The sequence below is a fragment of the Flavobacterium sp. genome, assembly GCF_040379285.1.
In the GTDB taxonomy this organism is placed as follows: domain Bacteria; phylum Bacteroidota; class Bacteroidia; order Flavobacteriales; family Flavobacteriaceae; genus Flavobacterium.
This window is the reverse complement of sequence record NZ_JBEILJ010000060.1, coordinates 1-13760: the sequence shown is the minus strand read 5'-3', so window position 1 is coordinate 13760 and position 13760 is coordinate 1. Positions and strand designations below refer to the sequence as shown.

At 43.4% G+C, this 13760-nt stretch carries 14 protein-coding genes and 1 pseudogene; 11 read left to right on the top strand and 4 right to left on the bottom strand.

Going from position 1 to position 13760, the window contains the following annotated elements:
- The 3 genes and pseudogenes from ABWO12_RS10785 to ABWO12_RS10775 form a co-directional block, all read left to right on the top strand.
- On the top strand, positions 1-1696 hold a 1696-nt coding region (locus ABWO12_RS10785), incomplete at its 5' end, for a S9 family peptidase (protein WP_353088929.1).
- Positions 1697-1734: 38 nt separating this feature from the next.
- Entirely contained in the window at positions 1735-2028 is a 294-nt protein-coding gene (locus ABWO12_RS10780; protein WP_353088928.1) for a nucleotidyltransferase family protein, read from the top strand.
- Positions 2018-2368 (top strand): annotated as a pseudogene (locus ABWO12_RS10775) (HepT-like ribonuclease domain-containing protein). Before ABWO12_RS10780 ends, ABWO12_RS10775 begins: the two are co-directional and overlap by 11 nt.
- A gap of 129 nt (positions 2369-2497) precedes the next feature.
- On the opposite strand, the gene ABWO12_RS10770 reads toward ABWO12_RS10775, so the two are convergent.
- The 3 genes from ABWO12_RS10770 to ahcY form a co-directional block, all read right to left on the bottom strand.
- Positions 2498-3142 carry a T9SS type A sorting domain-containing protein gene (locus ABWO12_RS10770; RefSeq protein WP_353088927.1) on the bottom strand — a complete coding sequence of 215 codons (645 nt, stop codon included), beginning with the start codon at positions 3140-3142 and terminating at the stop codon, positions 2498-2500.
- Between the two features lie 91 nt (positions 3143-3233).
- Positions 3234-3362 carry a hypothetical protein gene (locus ABWO12_RS10765; RefSeq protein ID WP_353088926.1) on the bottom strand — a complete coding sequence of 43 codons (129 nt, stop codon included), beginning with the start codon at positions 3360-3362 and terminating at the stop codon, positions 3234-3236.
- Between the two features lie 93 nt (positions 3363-3455).
- Positions 3456-4772, bottom strand: a complete 1317-nt coding sequence (gene ahcY, locus ABWO12_RS10760) for an adenosylhomocysteinase (protein WP_353088924.1) — start codon at positions 4770-4772, stop codon at positions 3456-3458.
- A 150-nt stretch (positions 4773-4922) separates the two neighbouring features.
- On the opposite strand from ahcY, the gene ABWO12_RS10755 reads away from it, so the two are divergent.
- The 6 genes from ABWO12_RS10755 (at position 4923) to ABWO12_RS10730 (ending at position 11899) form a co-directional block, all read left to right on the top strand.
- The gene (locus ABWO12_RS10755) at positions 4923-5657 is read left to right on the top strand and encodes a 4'-phosphopantetheinyl transferase family protein (RefSeq protein ID WP_353088923.1); all 735 of its coding nucleotides are present in this window, start codon (positions 4923-4925) and stop codon (positions 5655-5657) included.
- Positions 5657-6373 (top strand): phosphoglycerol geranylgeranyltransferase, encoded by a 717-nt coding sequence (locus tag ABWO12_RS10750; RefSeq protein ID WP_353088922.1) that lies wholly within the window; start codon positions 5657-5659, stop codon positions 6371-6373. Before ABWO12_RS10755 ends, ABWO12_RS10750 begins: the two co-directional genes overlap by 1 nt.
- A gap of 77 nt (positions 6374-6450) precedes the next feature.
- Entirely contained in the window at positions 6451-7071 is a 621-nt protein-coding gene (gene pnuC, locus ABWO12_RS10745; protein WP_353088921.1) for a nicotinamide riboside transporter PnuC, read from the top strand.
- On the top strand, positions 7032-9155 hold the full coding sequence (locus tag ABWO12_RS10740) for a DUF4301 family protein (protein ID WP_353088920.1): 2124 nt from the start codon (positions 7032-7034) through the stop codon (positions 9153-9155). Before pnuC ends, ABWO12_RS10740 begins: the two co-directional genes overlap by 40 nt.
- Complete coding sequence (gene arfB, locus ABWO12_RS10735; RefSeq protein WP_353088919.1) at positions 9152-9553, top strand: alternative ribosome rescue aminoacyl-tRNA hydrolase ArfB; 402 nt, start codon at positions 9152-9154, stop codon at positions 9551-9553. Before ABWO12_RS10740 ends, arfB begins: the two co-directional genes overlap by 4 nt.
- A gap of 225 nt (positions 9554-9778) precedes the next feature.
- Entirely contained in the window at positions 9779-11899 is a 2121-nt protein-coding gene (locus ABWO12_RS10730) for a TonB-dependent receptor (RefSeq protein WP_353088917.1), read from the top strand.
- Positions 11900-11932: 33 nt separating this feature from the next.
- On the opposite strand, the gene ABWO12_RS10725 is transcribed toward ABWO12_RS10730, so the two are convergent.
- Positions 11933-12355, bottom strand: a complete 423-nt coding sequence (locus tag ABWO12_RS10725; RefSeq protein ID WP_073362034.1) for a Rieske (2Fe-2S) protein — start codon at positions 12353-12355, stop codon at positions 11933-11935.
- A 194-nt stretch (positions 12356-12549) separates the two neighbouring features.
- Here ABWO12_RS10725 and greA point away from each other — a divergent pair, with 194 nt between their 5' ends.
- Both greA and ABWO12_RS10715 read left to right on the top strand, forming a co-directional pair.
- Complete coding sequence (gene greA, locus ABWO12_RS10720; protein ID WP_073362092.1) at positions 12550-13026, top strand: transcription elongation factor GreA; 477 nt, start codon at positions 12550-12552, stop codon at positions 13024-13026.
- Positions 13027-13029: 3 nt separating this feature from the next.
- Positions 13030-13419, top strand: a complete 390-nt coding sequence (locus tag ABWO12_RS10715; protein WP_353088915.1) for an HIT family protein — start codon at positions 13030-13032, stop codon at positions 13417-13419.
- The last annotated feature ends 341 nt before the right edge of the window (positions 13420-13760 follow it).

The window sequence follows — 13760 nt, the reverse complement described above, 5'->3', positions numbered from 1 at the left end:
GGGTACCGCTACCGAGGTTCAAAATGCAGAAGCACTGGTGGCCAACCGTAATCTATCGCCTAATGGGAAGTATTTGTTGTCTTCTCAAGAAACCAAAGTAGAAAAGGTTTTAGGAAAAGACTTTTATCCCGAACTGGAAAAGTCTACGGCACAAGTCTACAACGGACTCGATTACCGCCATTGGGATACCTGGAACGACGGTACCCACAACCACGTGTATTTTGCCGATGCAAACGACCCCAAGGCCACACCGTTTGATATTATGGCGGGCGAACCTTTTGACGCACCCCAAAAACCACACGGTGGGGAAGAAGACTATATTTGGTCACCCAATAACACTATCATTTATGTGTGTAAAAAGAAAGCAGGAACCGCCTATGCGATTTCGACCAATACCAATTTGTACGAGTACAATATCGAAACCAAAACCACCCGTAACCTGACCGAAGGCAATTTAGGATACGACACCAATCCCGCGTTTTCAGCACAAGGTGTTTTGGCCTATTTGCAAATGCAACGCGACGGCTATGAAGCGGACAAAAATGATATCATCGTTCGTATCAACGATCAAGTGAAAGTGAATTTAACCGCCGCTTGGGACGGTAGTGTCGATAACTTCATGTGGGCTCCAGATGGTAAGAAGATTTATTTCGTTGCAGCAATAGATGGAACAAAACAACTGTTTGAAGTCAACTATCCTGGGCTAACCAAAATTGCGGTAACCGTGAAGCAAGTGACCAACGGCGACTTTGATGTAGCCGATATCATTGGGTTTTCAGGAACTAAAGTGGTGGTGACGCGCACCGACATGAATCACGCCGCTGAGGTGTATACCTATGATTTAAAATCAAAAGCGTGGAATCAAGTGACGCACGTGAATGATGCGGTCTATGCGAGTTTGAACTTACCCAAATTCGAGCGTCGCTATGTGACCACTACCGATAATAAGAAGATGTTGGTGTGGGTGATTTTACCACCCAATTTTGATGCGACCAAAAAATACCCCGCTTTATTATATTGTCAGGGCGGACCCCAGTCGCCGCTGACGCAGTCGTATTCGTTCCGTTGGAATTTCTCGTTGATGGCTTCGCAAGGCTATATTGTGGTGGCGCCCAACCGACGCGGAATGCACGGTCATGGCGTCGCTTGGAACGAACAAATCTCCAAAGATTGGGGCGGGCAAGTGATGCAAGATTATTTGACGGCGATTGATGATGTTTCCAAAGAAGCCTATGTCGACAAAGCCCGTTTGGGAGCGGTAGGAGCGAGTTATGGTGGGTATTCGGTGTTTTATTTGGCCGGAATTCACAACAACCGTTTCAGAACGTTTATTTCCCATTGTGGGGTGTTTAACTTAGAAAGTATGTACGGTACTACTGAAGAAGTTTTCTTTACCAATTGGGACCATGGCGGACCTTATTGGGAAAAAGATAATGCTGCAGCACAAAAAACCTTTAGTCAGTTTAACCCGATTAACTTCGTGAACAACTGGAACACGCCGATTTTGATCATACAAGGAGGCAAAGACTACCGTGTGCCGATTGGTCAAGGACAAGAAGCTTTCCAAGCGGCTCAATTGAAAGGCATTAAGAGTCGGTTTTTGTTCTTCCCCGATGAAAACCACTGGGTGCTGAAACCCCAAAACGCCATCGTTTGGCAAAATGAATTTTACAAATGGTTGAAAGAGACGTTATAGATGTTTTTTTTGATTAATTTTGTTCAAACACTTTGAAGATGAGTCTTAACAGCAATCAAATCAGTATTATACAGAATTTTTTTTCGAAACAACCTGTTTTGAAAGCCTACCTTTTTGGGTCTTACAGTAAAGATTTAGAAAATGATTCTAGTGATATTGATTTGTTGGTAGAGTTAGATTATTCACAGCCCATTGGTTTAGAATTTATTCAGATGCAATTGGATTTACAAGAGTTACTGTCCAAAAAAGTAGATTTAGTTTCTGAACGAGGATTGTCAAAATACATCAAGCCCATCGTGGATAAAGAGAAAAAGTTAATTTATGCAAGATAGGTTAGGGGATAAAGTTCGATTGCTTCATGTCATGGACGCAATAACTGAAATAGAAAACTATCTGCAAGATGCTGATTTAGATCATTTTGCAAAAAATTCAATGATGTTTAATGCAACCCTAAGACAACTTGAAATTATCGGAGAGGCCTGTAATAGACTATCATAAAATTTACTTTTAAATCATCCAGAAATACCTTGGGCGAGAATTATTGGATTACGAAATTTAGTTATTCATGAATATTTTGGTATTGATGATTTCACGATATGGAATGTAATCAAAATTAATTTACCCGAATTGAAAATCAAGGTACAAGCCATTTTGGACAAAAATGATTTTTAATAGGACAAACGCCATCGTTTGGTAAAATGAATTTTACAAATGGTTGAAAGAGACCTTATAATAGAAAAGCCAGTGTTTTGCACTGGCTTTCTCTTTCTTCTTTTCTCTTTTTTCTTTCTTCTTTTTTCTTTACTCCTTACAAATCTTCTCCATGTTCCAAACACCATTCTGTTCAAATCGGAGGAGGTAAATCCCTTTGGGTAAAACGGAACACTCAATAGTCGATGTAGTTCCCGTAGCTGATTGCACCAACTGCCCTTGAACCGTGTACAATTCATAGGCGGTAGCCGGTTCGGCGGATGTATTGAGATGTAATTCGTCTTTTACAGGATTGGGAAACCACTTTGAAATTACTTGTGAAAGAGTGGCAACATTTAAAGTCACCGGGAAATTGGTAACCATAAGGTTCTCCCGAATTATAGGTGTTCCCGTTTCACAATAGGTAATCAAATTAGTTGACATTGTTATTGTAGTAATGTTGGAAGGTAAAGGGTCGGTATATACAACCGAATCATTGCTCGAACTGCCTAAAGCAGGCCAAATCCCACAAACATTATAATATCCTTTGACAAATAAGGTATTGTCAATAATACTTGTGGTATAGGTGAACGGTGGAGAAATAGCGGGTGTTCCAATGGAAAATGAGGAATCAAAATGGAATGATCCATTTGTATTATTGATCGAATGAACACTGCTAACCAGTCCCCATTGCTCCCCTTGAGCGAATAGTCGGAAACCAAAAAATAGGAATAGTAAAAGGTGACGAATTTTCATGGCGTTAAATTTGATAATGAATCGATTACGAAGTTACAAAAATTCTTTTCTCTTGTTTCTTTTTTCTTTCTTCTTGATTTTCTCCCCCGCGTTAAGGATTGAAGCGGCATCCTCCCGACCCTTCGGGAGATACAGCGGAAAGCCTGACCCCCGGCAACCCAACGCGTATTATGCTGTATTCTTCATCGGGGGGAACGCCATAAAAAAAAGTCGTCTCCATGAAGAAACGACTTTTTGGTTATTTTGAATTTTATATTCTAAATTTTAAATGCTAGAGACCAAAGACTAACGTCTAACGTCTAACGTCTAAAGTCTAGTATCTATAATACTCAGGCTTGTACGGCCCTTCTACTTGAACTCCGATGTATTCGGCTTGTTCGTGGTTTAAGGTTTCCAACTCCACGCCTAATTTTGCCAAGTGTAATGCTGCTACTTTTTCATCCAAATGTTTCGGTAACATGTACACTTCGTTTTTGTAGTTCGCACTGTTGTTCCACAATTCGATTTGTGCCAACGTTTGGTTGGTAAACGAGTTACTCATTACAAAGCTGGGGTGACCCGTAGCGCAACCTAAGTTCACTAAACGGCCTTCTGCCAAGATGATAATGTCTTTCCCGATTACGTTGTATTTGTCCACTTGCGGTTTGATTTCGATTTTGGTTTCGCCATAGTTAGCGTTCAACCACGCCATGTCGATTTCGTTATCAAAGTGTCCGATATTACATACAATAGTTTTGTCTTTCATGTTCTCGAAGTGACGACCTACTACGATATCTTTGTTCCCTGTAGTCGTGATTACGATATCTGCTGTTGCAATCACCGTATCCAATTTTTTCACTTCAAATCCGTCCATAGCCGCTTGTAACGCACAGATTGGGTCGATTTCAGTAACCGTAACAATCGAACCCGCACCACGGAACGAAGCTGCAGTACCTTTACCTACGTCACCGTAGCCACAAACTACCACGCGTTTTCCAGCCAACATCACGTCAGTAGCACGACGAACCGCATCTACAGCCGATTCTTTACAACCGTATTTGTTGTCAAATTTTGATTTCGTTACCGAGTCGTTTACGTTGATCGCTGGCATGTGTAACGTACCGTTTTTCATGCGCTCGTACAAACGGTGAACCCCTGTAGTGGTCTCTTCCGACAAACCTTTGATACCACCAATTAATTCTGGGTAACGATCGAATACCATATTGGTTAAATCCCCACCATCATCCAAAATCATGTTCAACGGTTGACGATCTTCACCAAAGAATAAGGTTTGCTCAATACACCAGTCGAATTCTTCTTCATTCATTCCTTTCCAAGCATATACGGGAATCCCTGCCGCTGCAATCGCCGCTGCAGCGTGATCTTGCGTAGAGAAAATGTTACACGAAGACCAAGTTACTTCAGCTCCTAAGGCTTTCAAGGTTTCAATCAAAACCGCTGTTTGAATGGTCATGTGCAAACATCCTGCGATGCGCGCTCCTTTCAACGGTTGCGAAGCACCGTATTCTTCACGCAATGCCATTAATCCGGGCATTTCCGCTTCAGCCAATTCAATTTCTTTACGTCCCCAAGCAGCTAGGGAAATGTCTTTTACTTTGTACGCCACGTAAGGCACAGTTTTCGTACTCATGTATTGTGTATATTTGTGTTTATATTTGAGGATGCGAAATTACAAACTAAGTATCGAAATAAAAAACTTTAATGTAATTTTATGAATCGTTAATCCGATTTAATCCGCTAAGAATCAGAAAAATAATAAGGAGCTATTTCCCGCTATCCGTTGCAATCTTTTTGGGGTGATGACGTCAAAGGCATCGAATTCACGCCGTTACCATCACCCCAAAAAGGATTTCCACTACTATCGGGGCTAGGATACACTGCACAAATGCCATTTTACGAAACCATAGACATCCGTCCCCAAACCCAATTGCACCTCTGGAAAATCGAGGAGCCCTTAGACAGTTTGATTGCCAGAGTTCCCTTACAGGATCATTCCCTGATTCGGTTGCACAAACTCAAATCGGAAGTCCACCAAAAAGGATTCCTCGCCGTGCGGCATTTGTTGCAGCACCTCGGATTTTCCGATGCGGATCTTCTCTACGATGCCAGTGGGAAACCTCATTTGTCACACAAGCAACACATTTCTATCTCGCATTCGCATGGATTTGCGGCGGTAGCCATCAGTAACGAAAACCTCGGCCTCGACGTCGAAGCGATGCGGCCTAAAGTTCTCAAAATAGCCCCCCGTTTTATGGATGTTGATACGCACCTATCAGGCTTGTCGCTTGCCGAACAACTCCAAAAAGCCACCATCATTTGGAGCATCAAAGAAGCGGTGTTCAAAATCAAAAATGAAAAAGGCATCAGTTACCCCAGCCATATCAGTGAGCAACCCTTTGATCCTGCCGAGGGAGCCACGGTGGCGCGTTTGGACTTTAAGCACCGAACGGAATTATTCCCGGTACAATTTATTCAACGCGAAGACTATATCTTTGTGTGCGTTTTTAAATCCTAATGAAGGTATACGACTCCCTTTTCACGGCCTACCAAAACCAACAACCCTTGTTGGCGGTGCTCATTGATCCCGAGAAAACCCAACCCGAGCAAGCGGTTGCGTTATGCGCGCAGTTAAAGGAAACGCCTGTAACGCATTTACTTGTAGGAGGCAGCACGTTTCAAGGGCCGCATTTGGAGGAATTGGTCGTCCAACTCAAAAAAGCTTCGGGTTTACCCGTACTCTTGTTTCCGGGCGATTATGCCCAAATCACCGAAGCCGCCGACGGTATTTTGTTTTTATCGCTGCTCTCCGGCCGCAATCCCGAATTCTTAATAGAACAACAAGTAAAGGCTACGCCACTGCTGCACCATTCGGATTTAGAAATTCTGCCCACCGCTTATCTCCTTATTGAAAGCGGATCGGAAACCGCCGTGCAACGGGTGAGTGGTACCCAACCCCTAGCGCGCGACAACGCACAACACGTGGCGATGACCGCACTCGCGGGCCAATTTTTAGGTAAAAAGTTAGTTTATTTGGAAGCGGGGAGTGGGGCGCAACAAGCGGTACCACTCGAAATGATTACCACGGTAGCCCAAACCTTAGCGATACCGTTAATTGTAGGTGGCGGTATTCGTTCGATGGCGCAAATTCAGGCAGCCCACCAAGCAGGCGCTACTATGGTGGTGATTGGAACCGCCTTTGAGGAAAACCCTCATTTTTTTTCAGCTTTATAAATTCAAACGGTCATTTTACAAAAGCATAACTTCGTTTTCTGAAGAGAATCCGTACTTTTACCCTCCAACCCAAAACCATGTTCGATTTCTTTTTAAAAGCCTATGAAAATGCCTCGGCACTCCAAATTACTTTGGAGTTATTGGCTTTTGTCAGCGGTATTTTAAGCGTGTATTTGGCAAAAAAGGAAAACATTTGGGTGTATCCCACCGGACTCATTTCTACCGTTATCACCGTTTATTTGTTGTACCAAGCGCAGTATTTCGGTGACATGACCATCAATGTCTATTATTCCCTCATGAGTGTTTATGGCTGGTACTGTTGGTCTAAGGGTACTACCACGGCTCCGTTGCCCATTTCACGCACCACTGTCAACGAGAAAATCATCGGTATCGGATTGTTTGTTTTCACGCTTTTGGTTACCTATGGCGTCTACCAAATTTTTGATTATACCCTTGAAATTCCCAATTATATTGATATTTTTACTTCAGGGTTATTTTTTACAGCGATGTGGTACATGGCGTTGAAAAAAATTGAAAATTGGACCCTCTGGATTATTGGAGATTGCATCGCTGTACCCTTGTTTGCCTACCGCGGCCTCGGCATGCTCTCCTTACAATATTTACTATTCACGGTTTTGGCCGTTTTAGCCTACATCGAATGGAAGAAAATCTTAAACAATACCCCCTCCTCAACCTAGGGAAATCGGTTTTACGCATTGCTTTTTACGGTCCCGAATCAACGGGTAAAACGACTCTTGCTCGGCAATTGGCGTCCGATTTTGATACCGTTTGGGCTCCTGAATTTGCACGGGATTACCTCCAAGAAAAATGGGATGAAAAAGGGGAAGTATGTCAACCCGATGATTTGTTGCCCATTGCTGTGGGACAAACCCAGTTGGAGAATCAAAAATTGCAAGAAGCCCGCCGTTTTTTGTTTTGTGATACCACGGTTTTGGTCACCAAAGCGTTTGGAGAATTATACTATGGTGCCGTAGACACCATGCTAGAAAAAGCGGCTAAAAAACATAAATACGACCTTATTTTTCTCACCGACATCGACGTGCCCTGGGAACCCGATGACCTCCGCGATCGTCCTCACAACCGCACCGAAACATTACAGTTTTATGAAGAGCAACTCATTCGTTATCAAAAACCCTACATCAAACTCAGCGGTGATGTAGCATCGCGTGTTGCCCAGGTCAAGCAACTTATTTTGGATCTGGAAAAAGCGTTACAATGGGGCTTTACTTCCCATGACTTTTTGCAAATTCAAGCCCGAAAAATGGATTGGGATGTTTTGCACTACCAATTTTCCATCCTTAAAAATGGCTTGCCCAAGATTCAATTGGAACGCGCTGCCACGATCAATGATGGCATTCAAGCCTTGTCGGAAGAGGAAGCACGGTATTACGCTACGTATTTTGACCAAAAAAAAGAAACCTATTGCCTTAAAAAATTCGTTCCCGCCTCGGGTGCTGCGAGTCGTATGTTTAAATTCTTAAACGAGTTTTTGCACGATTTCAAACCCGGGAAGGGCACCCTTAATTCGTACATCAACCATGTGAAAAATAAAGACTTAGCCTTGTTTTTAATCGCGCTTGAAAAATTCCCTTTTTTCAAGGAAGTTACTGAAACGACACGAACTTTGTACCCGAGTTTTAACTCTCTATCAACCGACGAGAAGCATTATTATTTTATAAAAACCTTGATGACGGCCCCGCAATTTGATTTTGCCAACAAACCCAAAGGGGTGTTGCCCTTTCATCAACAGGGTGAGGTGAGTATAACGCCCATAGAAGAACATCTGCTGGAGTGTGCGCTCTATGCCCATGCCGACGGAAAATCAAAAGTGCATTTTACCGTATCCGAGGAGTACCAATCGCAATTTGAGACCATTGTAGACGCCGTGAAGACAACCATTGAAGCAACTCATGGTGTAACGATTCAAGTGAACTATTCCTACCAAGATAAAGCGACCGATGTCATTGCCCTTACCCCTGAGGGAAAACCCTTTCGCGATAAGCATGATGCCATTGTATTTCGTCCCGGGGGACATGGGGCGTTGATTCAAAATATGAATCGCTTAAACGCCGATATTGTGTTTGTCAAAAATATAGATAACGTCTCGCACAACCATACCGCCCAAATCGCATTGTATAAAAAGGCCCTTGGGGGAATTTTATTGCAAGTGCAAGAAACGGTGTTCCGCTATTTGAAATACTTGCATCACGATCAGGTAACCCTCGAGATGCTCCATGAAATTGCCCAGTTTGTGAGTCAGAAACTCCTTATGGAAATCAGTGAAGACTTCCCCAAATACACCCGTGAAAGCAAGATTGACTATCTAATGGAAGCCCTCAACAGACCCATTCGAGTATGCGGGATGGTGAAAAATGAAGGTGAACCCGGTGGCGGTCCTTTTTGGGTACGCGATCAGAAAGGACGTGTGTTTTTGCAAATTATAGAGTCATCACAAATTGAAAAAAACCAGCGCTTCATTATGGAGCAAGCTACCCATTTCAACCCGGTGGACTTGGTGTGTGGCATTCGCGATTTTCAGGGTCGCAATTTTGACCTCACCCGATTTGTGGATCCGCATACCGGATTTATTGTCGAGAAAAACAAAGACGGTCGTCCGCTGAAAGCCTTTGAATTGCCTGGATTGTGGAACGGCGCTATGGCCAAATGGATAACCCTTTTTGTGGAAGTTCCGCTGGATACTTTTAATCCTGTAAAAACGGTCAATGACTTACTAAAACCAGCCCATCAACCCCGCTCATGAATGCGACACAACTCCTAGCCGAACTCCAATTTAAAGCGGTACGCAGCAGCGGTGCTGGCGGTCAAAACGTCAATAAAGTGGCCTCCAAAGCCGTGCTGATTTGGGATGTTCAAGCCTCTCAAGCAGTTGATGCACAAGAAAAAGTTCGTGTCCTTGAAAAATTGGCTTCACGAATTTCCAACGAGGGTTGGTTGCAAATCACCTCAGAGGCCGATCGGAGTCAGTTGAAAAACCGTTTGAATGCCGAGAAAAAACTCTTGCGTCTAGTGGCACAAGCCCTTGAAGTGCCCAAACCCCGAAAGGCGACAAATATCCCTTTCAGTGTTAAAATGGAGCGTTTGGCAGCCAAAAAATCCAAATCCGAAATCAAGCAAAACCGCCGCAAGCCGAATTTTTAAAAAAGGGTTTGCAATTCCCCAAGAATTTATTTTACCTTTGCGTCGTCTCATCGGGGTGCTCAAAATTACGAGCTGAGATCATACCCATTGAACCTGGGCAGGTAATGCTGCCAAGGAAAAAAAGACAGCGGTAGAAGAAGCGCGCCTTCGCCTATGTCGGGCCAGTACAATCATTTTTTAAACAAAGAATAATGTACCCCAGTTATTCGTAAACCTTTTTTACGAATGGAAAATTCCTATGTTAAATCCTTGAAAGCTTCGGTAGTACTGACGCTATTTCTCGGTCCGCTGTGGCTTAGTGCCCAGCAAAAGTCCAACGACTCCACCCAGGTCAACCAACTGGATGAAGTGTTGGTCAAAGCCGTCCGTGTGAACAAAAAAACACCGGTCACCTTTAGTAACCTTACCCAAAAAGACATTGCCAGTCGCAATTTGGGGCAGGACATACCTATTTTGATGAATTATATGCCCTCAGTTGTGACCACTTCCGATGCTGGAAATGGTTTTGGGTACACGGGTATACGCGTTCGGGGTACCGATGCGACTCGTGTGAATGTAACCATCAACGGGATTCCCTACAACGACTCCGAAAGTCACGGCACCTTTTGGGTAAACATGCCCGATTTTGCTTCGTCGGTTCAAAGTATGCAATTGCAACGTGGGGTCGGTACCTCGACCAATGGGGCAGGAGCCTTCGGAGCGAGTTTGAACTTACTTACCGATTCGTATTCCAAAAAAGGAACGGGGGAAATTGCGAATTCGTTTGGGAGTTTTAACGCCCGCAAACACACGGTTAAATTCAGTACAGGATTAATGAATGACCGTTTTGAAATTGCAGGGAGGCTTTCGCAAATTGCCTCCGACGGTTATGTTGACCGTGCGAGTGCCGACCTGAAATCGTATTTTTTACAAGGAACCTATGTGGGTAAAACAACCTTGATCAAAGGGTTGGTATTTGGCGGGCGAGAACGTACCTATCAGTCGTGGAATGGTATTGATGGGCCTACGTTGGCGGTGGATCGCACCTTCAATTCGGCAGGGATTTTTACCGACGAATTTGGAAATACCCGTTTTTATGACAATGAAACCGACAATTACCAACAAGATCATGCGCAATTGCACTGGAGTGAGCGCTGGAATGACCGTTGGAGTACCAACGTTGCCTTGCACTACACCAAAGGAAAAGGGTATTTTGAAAATTACAAAGAAGATGCCGATTTTACCGAGTACGGACTCGCTCCAGTGGCGGGACAAACCAGTACGGATTTGATTCGTCAGAAATGGTTGGACAATGATTTTTATGGGACAACCTTTTCAGCCAATTATAAAAAAGACAAGTTTGACTTGATTCTCGGTGGAGGATGGAACAAATACGAAGGTTTGCATTTCGGCCGTGTGATTTGGGCGCGCTTTGCCTCGACATCGGAGTTGGGGGATGAATACTACAATGACTACGGAATTAAAACCGATGGGAATGTTTTTGCCAAAGCGACCTACGATCTTTCTGCGCAATGGAGCGTTTACGGTGATGTGCAATACCGTCGGGTGAATTACAAAGCCAATGGAGTACAACCTACCTTGGTCGACGATACGTTCAATTTTTTTAATCCCAAAGTAGGGGTGAATTTTGCGGTGAATACTAAAAATATTCTTTATTTCTCGTATGCGAGAGCCAACCGCGAACCCAACCGTACCGACTATGAAGGAGGTAACGTTCGTCCCGAGAAACTCAACGACTTTGAATTGGGATGGCGTTATGAAGCGTCTAAAGTCCAATTCAATGCCAACGTGTACTACATGCTGTATCGCGATCAACTCATTTTAACAGGAGCCCTTGACGATGTAGGGAGTCCGGTGCGTTCCAACAGCGAACGCAGTTACCGATTGGGCTTGGAAGTTGATGCTACGATTGCCTTGTCTAAGCAGTGGATTTGGAAACCCAATTTTACCATAAGTCAGAACCAAAATATCGATTTAACCAATAATGGAGTCGCTGTAGGCAACACCGCTATCGCATATTCTCCCAATCTTATTGCGGGCAATTTATTGTTATTCGAACCCGTGAAGAATTTACACCTTACTTGGTTGAGTAAATTTGTGGGGGAGCAGTTCATGAACAACTTGGAGCGTCCCGAAGCGCGCTTGCCCGATTATTTTGTCAACGATTTTAATGTCTCGTACTCCTGGAATCCTAAGTCGGTTTTCCGAACGATTACGGTCAATGGTTTGGTCAATAATATTTTGGACAAGACCTATGTCTCCAACGGATATATGTGGGATATTTTCCCGTATTATTATCCACAGGCGGGACGTAATTTCTTGGTTGGACTGACCCTGCAGTTTTAAAGAAAAAAAGCCGATGAAAATCGGCTTTTTATATTAATTGAAAACAGTAATGACGTTTCCAGCGACCTGCACTCGGTAGAGTTTTAAACTGTAGGGTTTGTTGGGTGCTTGTCCTGTGAAAAGGTTGTAATTCTCGCCTTCACATTCGCACTGCGCATTCGAGCCTGAAAGGGTAAGCCGTGAGCAACTGGTGATATTTTGGTTGGGACAGGAGCCGTCAAACGCGTTGTATTGAGCGCCTGTGTAAAACACAATTACTCCATTGGCGGGTCCGTTGACGGGAAACACACGAATGCTATTTCCAGCAAAGAGAAGGGGATTGTAATTGGCCAAATTCGTGTCCAAACTCATGGAAAACGCATAATTGGGTAAAAACGGATTTTCATTGTTGAATTGCTCGCGAGAGCAACCGGTAAGCAACCCGAGGATACACAGGAAATAGAGCCCTTTTTTCATGGTAAATATTCGTTTAAACTTGATTTTACGCCTACAATTTGCGTATATTTGCGTTCTACAACACAACAAAAGTAGGAATTAATTCATCAAAAAAATATATCTTTGGAGGAAGAAATCCCGTCGCGATGGGATTTTTTCTATTTTATGAAACGTTGAAAAACGGCTTTTGATATACTAAAGTAAAAAAAATGATTATGAGTAATGTATCGTATTACACCGCAGAAGGATTAAAAAAATTAAAAGACGAATTGGAATATTTGAAATCCGTTGAACGCCCGAAAGCGTCACAGGCGATTGCTGAAGCCCGCGATAAAGGAGATTTGTCGGAGAATGCCGAATATGATGCGGCAAAAGAAGCCCAAGGGTTATTGGAAATGCGTATTGCCAAAATGGAGGAGTTGTATGCCAATGCCCGTTTGATTGACGAATCGCAATTGGATGTTTCCAAAGTATTGGTGCTTTCCAATGTGAAAATAAAAAACCAAGCCAACGGTATGGAAATGAAATATACCTTGGTAGCCGAAAGTGAAGCCGATTTAAAAACGGGTAAGATTTCGGTAACGTCACCGATTGGAAAAGGCTTACTCGGTAAATCCGTTGGCGAGGTGGCTGAAATCACCGTGCCCAATGGGACCTTAAAATTTGAAATCTTAGAAATCACCCGCGACTAACCCATGAGCAGCATTTTCACCAAAATTGTAAACGGCGAAATTCCCTGCTACAAAGTAGCGGAAGACGACCGTTATTTGGCATTTTTAGATGTCAATCCCAACGCCAAAGGACATACTTTGTGTATTCCCAAACAGGAAATTAACAAACTGTTTGATATGGAAGAGGAACATTATTTGGGATTGATGCAGTTCTCCCGTAAAGTCGCCAAAGCCTTGGAACAAGCAGTGGAATGCAAACGCATCGGGGTAGCGGTAGTCGGACTCGAAGTGCCGCACGTGCACGTTCACCTCATTCCCTTGCAAGACATGGACGACATGCGCTTCCAACGCAAAACGAGTCTCTCCCCTGAAGAATTTACAGCACTCGCTCAAACTATCGCAGCAAAAGTATAATAAGAAACCATCGGAAACGGTGGTTTTTTTTATGTGGCAATGGGTCAATGGGGCGATGTGGCAATGTGGCAATGAGTCAATGAGAAGATTTGTCAATTTGAAGATTTGAAAATGATTGTTCAATCGCAGCTAATGCTACACTTTTAAACTAAACAACTTTGTGAAACTTTGTGTCAACATCGTGAAACCTTGTGCTCCAAAATTTTTAAACATTAAGGAATTAAGAATTCTTGCCAAACCGCATAAATTAAGACTATTAAGTCGGCCGAAGGTCGCGTACTTTGTGTCCTTAAACCATTGCGTTCTCTGCGCAATCTTGGCGACTTTGCGGTCAAAAAATC

What these genes read in the sequence shown, in the direction of transcription:
- ABWO12_RS10780 (WP_353088928.1), top strand. Translation starts at nt 1,735, where the DNA reads ATGAGTCTTAACAGCAATCAAATCAGTATTATACAGAATTTTTTTTCG.
- ABWO12_RS10770 (WP_353088927.1), bottom strand. Translation starts at nt 3,142, where the DNA reads ATGAAAATTCGTCACCTTTTACTATTCCTATTTTTTGGTTTCCGACTA.
- ABWO12_RS10765 (WP_353088926.1), bottom strand. Translation starts at nt 3,362, where the DNA reads ATGGAGACGACTTTTTTTTATGGCGTTCCCCCCGATGAAGAATACAGC.
- ahcY (WP_353088924.1), bottom strand. Translation starts at nt 4,772, where the DNA reads ATGAGTACGAAAACTGTGCCTTACGTGGCGTACAAAGTAAAAGACATT.
- ABWO12_RS10750 (WP_353088922.1), top strand. Translation starts at nt 5,657, where the DNA reads ATGAAGGTATACGACTCCCTTTTCACGGCCTACCAAAACCAACAACCC.
- pnuC (WP_353088921.1), top strand. Translation starts at nt 6,451, where the DNA reads ATGTTCGATTTCTTTTTAAAAGCCTATGAAAATGCCTCGGCACTCCAA.
- ABWO12_RS10740 (WP_353088920.1), top strand. Translation starts at nt 7,032, where the DNA reads ATGGAAGAAAATCTTAAACAATACCCCCTCCTCAACCTAGGGAAATCG.
- arfB (WP_353088919.1), top strand. Translation starts at nt 9,152, where the DNA reads ATGAATGCGACACAACTCCTAGCCGAACTCCAATTTAAAGCGGTACGC.
- ABWO12_RS10730 (WP_353088917.1), top strand. Translation starts at nt 9,779, where the DNA reads ATGGAAAATTCCTATGTTAAATCCTTGAAAGCTTCGGTAGTACTGACG.
- ABWO12_RS10725 (WP_073362034.1), bottom strand. Translation starts at nt 12,355, where the DNA reads ATGAAAAAAGGGCTCTATTTCCTGTGTATCCTCGGGTTGCTTACCGGT.
- greA (WP_073362092.1), top strand. Translation starts at nt 12,550, where the DNA reads ATGAGTAATGTATCGTATTACACCGCAGAAGGATTAAAAAAATTAAAA.
- ABWO12_RS10715 (WP_353088915.1), top strand. Translation starts at nt 13,030, where the DNA reads ATGAGCAGCATTTTCACCAAAATTGTAAACGGCGAAATTCCCTGCTAC.